This is a genomic window from Longimicrobiaceae bacterium, assembly GCA_035696245.1.
GTDB lineage: Bacteria > Gemmatimonadota > Gemmatimonadetes > Longimicrobiales > Longimicrobiaceae > DASRQW01.
Window position 1 is genome coordinate 1 of the sequence record DASRQW010000069.1, and the last position, 6604, is coordinate 6604.

General features: G+C 72.0%; 6 protein-coding genes. All 6 read right to left on the reverse strand.

The features are described from left to right. The coding region (locus VFE05_03355; GenBank protein HET6229089.1) for a saccharopine dehydrogenase C-terminal domain-containing protein at positions 1-918 on the reverse strand (918 nt) is incomplete at its 3' end. A gap of 429 nt (positions 919-1347) precedes the next feature. Continuing rightward, a complete protein-coding gene (locus tag VFE05_03360) occupies positions 1348-2022 on the reverse strand; it encodes an HAD-IA family hydrolase (GenBank protein ID HET6229090.1) in 675 nt (224 codons plus the stop codon). A gap of 1 nt (position 2023) precedes the next feature. Then, on the reverse strand, positions 2024-3067 hold the full coding sequence (locus VFE05_03365) for an alkaline phosphatase family protein (GenBank protein HET6229091.1): 1044 nt from the start codon (positions 3065-3067) through the stop codon (positions 2024-2026). A 322-nt stretch (positions 3068-3389) separates the two neighbouring features. Beyond that, a complete protein-coding gene (locus VFE05_03370; GenBank protein HET6229092.1) occupies positions 3390-4553 on the reverse strand; it encodes a transglycosylase SLT domain-containing protein in 1164 nt (387 codons plus the stop codon). A 159-nt stretch (positions 4554-4712) separates the two neighbouring features. Next, a complete protein-coding gene (locus VFE05_03375; protein HET6229093.1) occupies positions 4713-6275 on the reverse strand; it encodes a phospholipase D-like domain-containing protein in 1563 nt (520 codons plus the stop codon). Between the two features lie 87 nt (positions 6276-6362). Beyond that, positions 6363-6604 (reverse strand): hypothetical protein (locus VFE05_03380; protein HET6229094.1); only part of this gene is annotated, 242 nt, incomplete at its 5' end.

Sequence of the window (6604 nt, forward strand, 5' to 3'; positions counted from 1 at the left end):
GTCCTTCTCGCCCTCCACCTCCACGCGCAGCGCCACCAGGTCCGGGCTGCTGCGGTAGTCCTTCTTCAGCAGCGGCCCGGCCGTGGCGATGAACAGGTCGCGCGGCACCACCTGCATGCCCTTCACGTCCACGGGCTGGTCGCTCAGCAGGCCCAGCTCGCGGATGGTCTCCATGGCCTGGGCGTGGCCGGGGTAGCGCAGCGTCTTGTACTCCATGGTGGGGATCTGCCCCTCGTACCGCTGCGCCATGGCCGAGAGGCCGCCGGCGGTGTGGAACGCCTCGAGCATGCCGGTGCCGGGGAAGTCGAGCTCCTCGATCTCGCTGAGCGCCTTTACCTGCGTCTGCTTGCCGTCGCGCAGGACCCACGAGAGCGTGGTGTAGTAATCCAGCACGCCTTCTATGCTGTACACGATCTGGTAGTTCAGCGGCGGCTGCGGGTTCTGCGGCAGGCCGCCCACCTTGATGGTCACCGAGCGCACGCTGTCCATCTGCCGGATGCCGTGCTCGGCCAGGATGTTCACCATGCCCGGCGCCAGGCCGCAGTCGGGGATGATGCTCACGCCCTTCTCCTGCGCCTGCGCGTGCAGCCGCTTCTGCTGGAGCACGATCTCGGTGTTGCCGCCCAGGTCGCAGAAGTGGCTCCCCGCCTCCAGTGCCAGCGTGGCCATCTGGAGGTTGAAGTAGTACGGGAAGGCGCTCATGGTGGCCGACACGCCTTGCATGGCCGCGCGGACCGAGTCCTCGTCCTTGGCGTCGACCTTCACGGCGGTGAGGCGGCCGCCCAGGTACGGCTGCAGGAACGGCTGGAGATTGCCGACGTCGATGTCGGCGATCACCACGTCGTGGTCCGTGTTGGCGAGCAGGTCGTACGCACAGGCCGACCCCTGCAGCCCGGCACCGAGCACCAGCATCCGCATACGGTCACTCCTTACGGGGGAAAAGGCTGAATCCCGGCCCCAACGGGGGAGCCGGGACTTGCAAGACGAGGCAGCCGCCCCCTTCCCGGGAGCGTCGGCGCGGAAGATAGCGCCGGGCCCGTGCGCGCGCAAAGCGACCGCGCCGCGCCCTGCCGCCCGGCCTCAAGGCGCGTCGGGAGATGCACCGCCGCCCATCACGCCGGTCCTCTCCGCGCGCTACGCATCACCGGAACGCGTGTTCGGCGGATGCGCATCCGCCGTCCCGTTCCGGGCGCGCCGGACCGATCCGCCCCGCAGCCGCGAACGATGACCGGATGCGCATCTGCCGACAAACCGCTCCGAAACGCATCACCCGATCGACGGTTCCCGTCCGCATCTCTCGGCCGGCATCTCCCCAGCGTCCGACGACGCGCCGGGTCGACCGCCCGCTCAGCGTGCGCGGGCGAGCGGCGGGTTGCCGAGGAGGCGGAGGATGTCGTCCGGGAGATCGAGGAAGACGTCCGGGCTCTCGGCGGCCAGGGTGGCGCGGGGGAACGGGCCCCAGAGCGCGGCGGCGGTGCGGGTGCCGGCCGCCTTGCCCGCCGCCATGTCGTGCGGCGAGTCGCCGATGAAGATGGCCTCGTGCGGCTGCACGCCCAAGCGGTCGAGGGCGAACAGCACGGGCTCCGGCCGCGGCTTCGGCTCCGCCACGTCCTCGGGCGTGACGATGACGGGGAACAGGTCCGTCAGGCCGCAGAGGTCCATCCCCTCCAGCGTGGTGTGGCGCAGGCGGCTGGTGACGATGGCCAGCCCGAAACCGCGGCGCGCCAGCTCAGCGACCGTCTCCACCGTGCCGGGGAACGGCCGCAGCATGCCCGCGTAGTGCGCGACCTGGTGCTCGCGGTAGCTGCCCAGCATCGCCTCGTACTCCGCGTCGCCACGGGCGAAGCGGCGCACCTGCGTCTCCAGCGTCATCCCGAAGCCGCTCAGCCATTCCTCGTCGGGCGGGCAGGCGCCGTGGTGCGTGTTCATCATGTGCCGCCAGCACTGCATGATGAGCGCGGTGCTGTCGGCCAGCGTGCCGTCGAAGTCGTACAGGACGGCCTTGATCTGCGAAGTGCTCACTTTATCTGCTTCGATCGTGGGATGAGTCTGTAGATGCGAACTGGTCCAGGGATGCGGCCGGGTCGATGGATGCCAGTGCACCGCTCGCGGCGATCCCCAGCGCGGCGAGAAGCGCCGGCGTCACGTCCGCCAGCGAGCGGACGCGCGACACAACATCTTCGCGCCCCGATCCGTACGCGAGCACGGGCACGGGGTTGAGCGTGTGCGCGGACGACATCTCCTCCACGTTGCCGTGGTCGCTGGAGACGACGAGCAGCGCGTCATTCGGCAGCGCGGAGACGATGCCGCCCAGGAAGGCGTCCACCTTCTCCAGCGCCGCCACGGCTTCGGACAGGTCGCCGCGGTGGCCCACGACGTCCGTGTCGTAGTGCGCGAACAGCGTCACCTCCGCTTCCCCGGCGATGCGGGCGAGGCGCCGGCCGGCCTCTTCGGGCGTGACGTCCGGCATCTCCGGGCCCAGCCGCGCCCGCCAGTGCTGGTTGGTGATGGACGATGCCACCGCCCGCCCCTCCGCCAGCTCGCCGAAGTCGCGCGTGAGCACACCCGCCGCGCGCGCGGCCAGCGGAGGCGCCGCCGGGCGCCGGAAGATGCGCGGATCGGCGTCGGCCGCGATCAGCGGATACGCGTTCGCGAACGCCACGGCACGCCCCGCAGCCTTCGCGCGGACCAGAAGGTTCTCCGCGGCCAGCATCTCCCGGAGCGCCGTGGGCACCCACGGCCCGAAGTGCCGCCCGTACTCCGCCGCACCGTTTCGGCCGGTGAGCAGCGTCGTCTGCCCCGTCCCGCTCTGCGGTTTCCCCTCCACGCCCAGCGTCGCAGCCGCCGCTACCATCACCGCGCGCGGCCCGGCGATCCGTCCGTCCGCGCCCAGGTGCTCCCGCACGGGCAGCGCGCCGCCCAGCATCTCCCGCAAGTTCGGGAGATGCGCGGCCGCGAACGGGTTGCGGACCGCATCGTCCGCCCCGATCCCCACGCCGTCCAGGAAGACGAGCAGGACGCGCCGCAGAGCCACGTCGTTCGCAGGGTCGGATGAGTGCGTCGCCATCTCCAGCCGTTTCGGGGAGCGCGAAATCTACCGAGAGGCCGCGCATCCTGACAGACGTCCACGGAGCCGGTTGCCCCGCGCTCGCCTGGGTGGCGCGTACGCCAAGCGCAACGCTGCCAGATGGATTTGCCGTCCACCGAGCCCGGTCTCCAAGAGCTGCGTGTCCAACGTGAGCTGGGTCGGCGATCCCACGTCTGCAGCCGCCTCTGACCCGAGCCGGCCCGGCCGTCCGCTGAAGGCGGCAAGGTTCGACGCGAAGAAGCCGTTACCCTCGCGGGTAGCGGCTTCTCGTCGTCCATCTATTTTCGCCCGGCTCGAAGGCCTACCGGCGGCGGCGGGTGGTGGTGTGCTTCGCGGCCACGTGGCGGCGCGTGCTGGTCTTGTGCGCGGCGGCGTGGCGGGTGGTGCGGTGCGCGCGGCTGGCGCGGGCGCGCTTGGCGGCGGCGGCACGGGCAGCGGCGCGCTCGCGGGCCTGGCGCTCTATCCGCGCCTGGCGGGCGGCGGCGGCGCGGCGCGCCTCCTCGATGCGGGCGTTCTCCACCGCGATCTTGTGCACCCGCTCGAAGTTGGCCGCGAACTCGCCGGAGCGGCCCACCGGGATGCGCACGTCGAAGGGCTTGCCCGGAGGCGTCATCGCCTTCACCAGGCTGGGGTTCAGCTTGGCCACGTCGCGGCCCTGCACGCCCACCGCCTCGGCCACCACGGCCAGCCCGGTCCCGCCCGGCACCTTCACCGTCTCCGTCTCCACCGGCAGCCAGCGGCTCACGTCGGCCAGGCCGTACTTCTCCGGCTCCTTGCCCACCAGCGCGGCCGCCAGCATGAGCGGCACGTACTCGCGCGTCTCGGCGGGAAGGCGGTGGCGGATCCTCCAGAAGCTGGTCTCGTCGCCCTTCTCCGAGCCCGTCTCCTCCTTCATCACGCGGCTGATGCGGTTCTCGCCGCTGTTGTACGCCGCCGCGGCCAGGTACCACGAGTCGAACTGCGCGTGCAGGTCGCTCAGGTAGCGCAACGCGGCGTCGGTGCTCTTCTCCGGGTCGCGGCGCTCGTCCACGTACTGGTCCACGCGCAGGCCGTAGTTGCGGCCCGTCTCGCCCATGAACTGCCACAGCCCCACCGCCTGGGCGCTGGAGCGCGCCGTGGGGTTGAAGCCGGACTCGATCATGGAGAGGTACAGCAGGTCCTCGGGCATCCCGCGCGCGCGCAGCTTGGTGCGGATCATCCCCTCGTAGCGGCCCGAGCGCTTGAGGTACAGCGCCATGCGGTCCTGCTGCTTGCCGCTGAAGAGGTCGATGAAGCGCTGCACCGGGGCGTTGCGCACCACGGGGATGTCCCACTTGGCGTCGGACGTGGACGCCTCGGCCTCGGAGACCAGGCTGGAGACCGCGTCGTAGCTGTGCCGGCCTTTCGGAGAGCCGTTGCCGACCGCCGCCGCGCCGATGACGCCACCGAGCAGGACCGCGACCGGAAGAGCAGACCGAAATTCCATGGAACCTCCAGGCAGGGGGGTGGAGGGGGCTGGTGCGCGGCGAAGCGGGCGGAAGCCCGCGAAGTGCAGGGAGAACTGGCCGTACCCTGCGCGCCGTCCCTCGTTCCGTACCTGAAAGATAATACACTGCAACGACTTATGCCACCCTGAAACGTCCGTTCACCCCGAATCGCCAGGTTTGGCGCGGGTTCCGGCCCGCACCAGGCTCACGATGGCCAACCAGAAGAGCAGGAACGAGATAGGCCACGCGAGCACCCGCGGCGCCCAGATCCCGGCCGCCGAGACGCCCACCAGCAGCACCGCCAGCGCCACCACCCAGCCGCGGTCCTCGCGCCCGATCATCCGCTGCCCGCGCAGTGCCCCCGCCAGCACCGACGCCGCCCGCGCCATCCGCCCGATGGTGCGGCCGATGTTGCTGCCGCGGAACGACTTCTTGCGCCGCTCGCGGGCCGAGAGGCGGCCGGGCTTGGCCTGGTCGCCGGGGTGCTCCACCACCAGGCGCTCGGTCGCGCGGCGCTCGCGCGCCGGCTTGCCATCGCCCGTGGGCCGCGCAAGCGTGATCTCGACCGACGCCTCCAGGTCGCGCAGGAACAGGTCCTCCATCTCCGCCGCGAAGCCGCGGTCCAGCACCGCCACGTCGATCTCCCAGTTCCCCATGAACGAGGCCAGGTTCATGTTGCTGGACCCCACGCGGCTCCACACCCCGTCGGCCACCGCCGTCTTCGCGTGGATCATGGGCCCCTCCCACTCGAACAGCCGCACCCCCGCCTCCAGCAGCGGCCGGTAGCCCGCGCGCGACATCCCGCCGACGACGGGCCAGTTGTTGAACGCCGGGACGATCACGCGCACGTCCACCCCGTCGCGCGCGGCCGACGCCAGCGCCTCGGCCAGGGACGGCGGGAGCACGAAGTACGGGTCCGTGATCCAAAGCCGCTGCTCCACGCCGACCGCGACGAGCTGGAGCATGCGGTAGATGCGGGACCGCGCGGGCTCGCCCTCCACCACGCGGACCGAGACGTCGCCGGGGCGCTCCACGCGCTCCGGGTCCGGCACCTCGCCCGCGTCCAGGCGCCCGCCCGCCACCGCCCACGTGCGCGCGAACGCACGGTCGATCACGGCCGCCACGGGGCCGCGGAACTCCACGCCCGTGTCGCGCCACGGCGCCACGCCGCGCTCCGGGTCGCCCGCCCACTCGTCGCCGATGCACATGCCCGTGACCGACGCGTAGTCGCCGTCCACCGCCACGACCTTGCGGTGGTCGCGGCGCAGGAAGGCCAGCGGGTCGTGCAGGCTGGGCGGCGCGAAGGCGCGCACCTCCACGCCCGCCTCGCGCAGCGGCTTCCAGAAGCGGCGCGGCGTGGCCCAGCAGCCCAGCCAGTCGTACAGGAGGCGCACGGGCACGCCCTGCCGCGCCTTCTCGCACAGCAGGTCGCGGAACTCGCGCCCCGTGCGGTCGTCGCGGACGATGTAGTTCTCCAGGTGCACCCACCGCTCCGCCGCCGCGATGGCGCGCAGCCACGACCCGAACGCCGCCGGCCCGTCGATGAGCAGCCGCGCCGTGTTCCCGCGCACCTGCCCCGCGTCCGCGGCGCGCACCATGGCCCGCTCGCCGTAGCGCAGGAGCGTGCGCGTGCGCGCCATCGACGCGGGCGACCGCCGGTGGGCGGGCTCCAAGGGCGGAAGCGGGACGAGCTGTTTGGAAGCGGGGTCGTGCTCGCTCAAGAGCCGGGTGTGTCGGGGGGAGGCGTACCAGCCGCGCGTCGCACCGGATCGTAAAGCAAACCCGCTGCCATCGCGCTGGCCCGCAATCTAGCCCCGCCCCCCCAACGAGTGAAAGCAACCAGAATTCGAAGGAAGACGTCGCCAGATTTCGCCGTCGAGCGCCCCGCCCACGAGCACGCCTCGCCAGTCGGTGCGCGGGATGCGCGGGATGCGCGGGATGCGCGGGATGCGCGGGATGCGCGGGATGCGCGGGATGCGCGGGATGCGCGGGATGCGCGGGATGCGCGGGATGCGCGGGATGCGCGGGATGCGCGGGATGCGCGGGATGC

Bases quoted from the DNA above. Each gene is read 5' to 3' on its own strand.
- VFE05_03365 (HET6229091.1), bottom strand. From the start codon at position 3,067: ATGGCGACGCACTCATCCGACCCTGCGAACGACGTGGCTCTGCGGCGC.
- VFE05_03370 (HET6229092.1), bottom strand. From the start codon at position 4,553: ATGGAATTTCGGTCTGCTCTTCCGGTCGCGGTCCTGCTCGGTGGCGTC.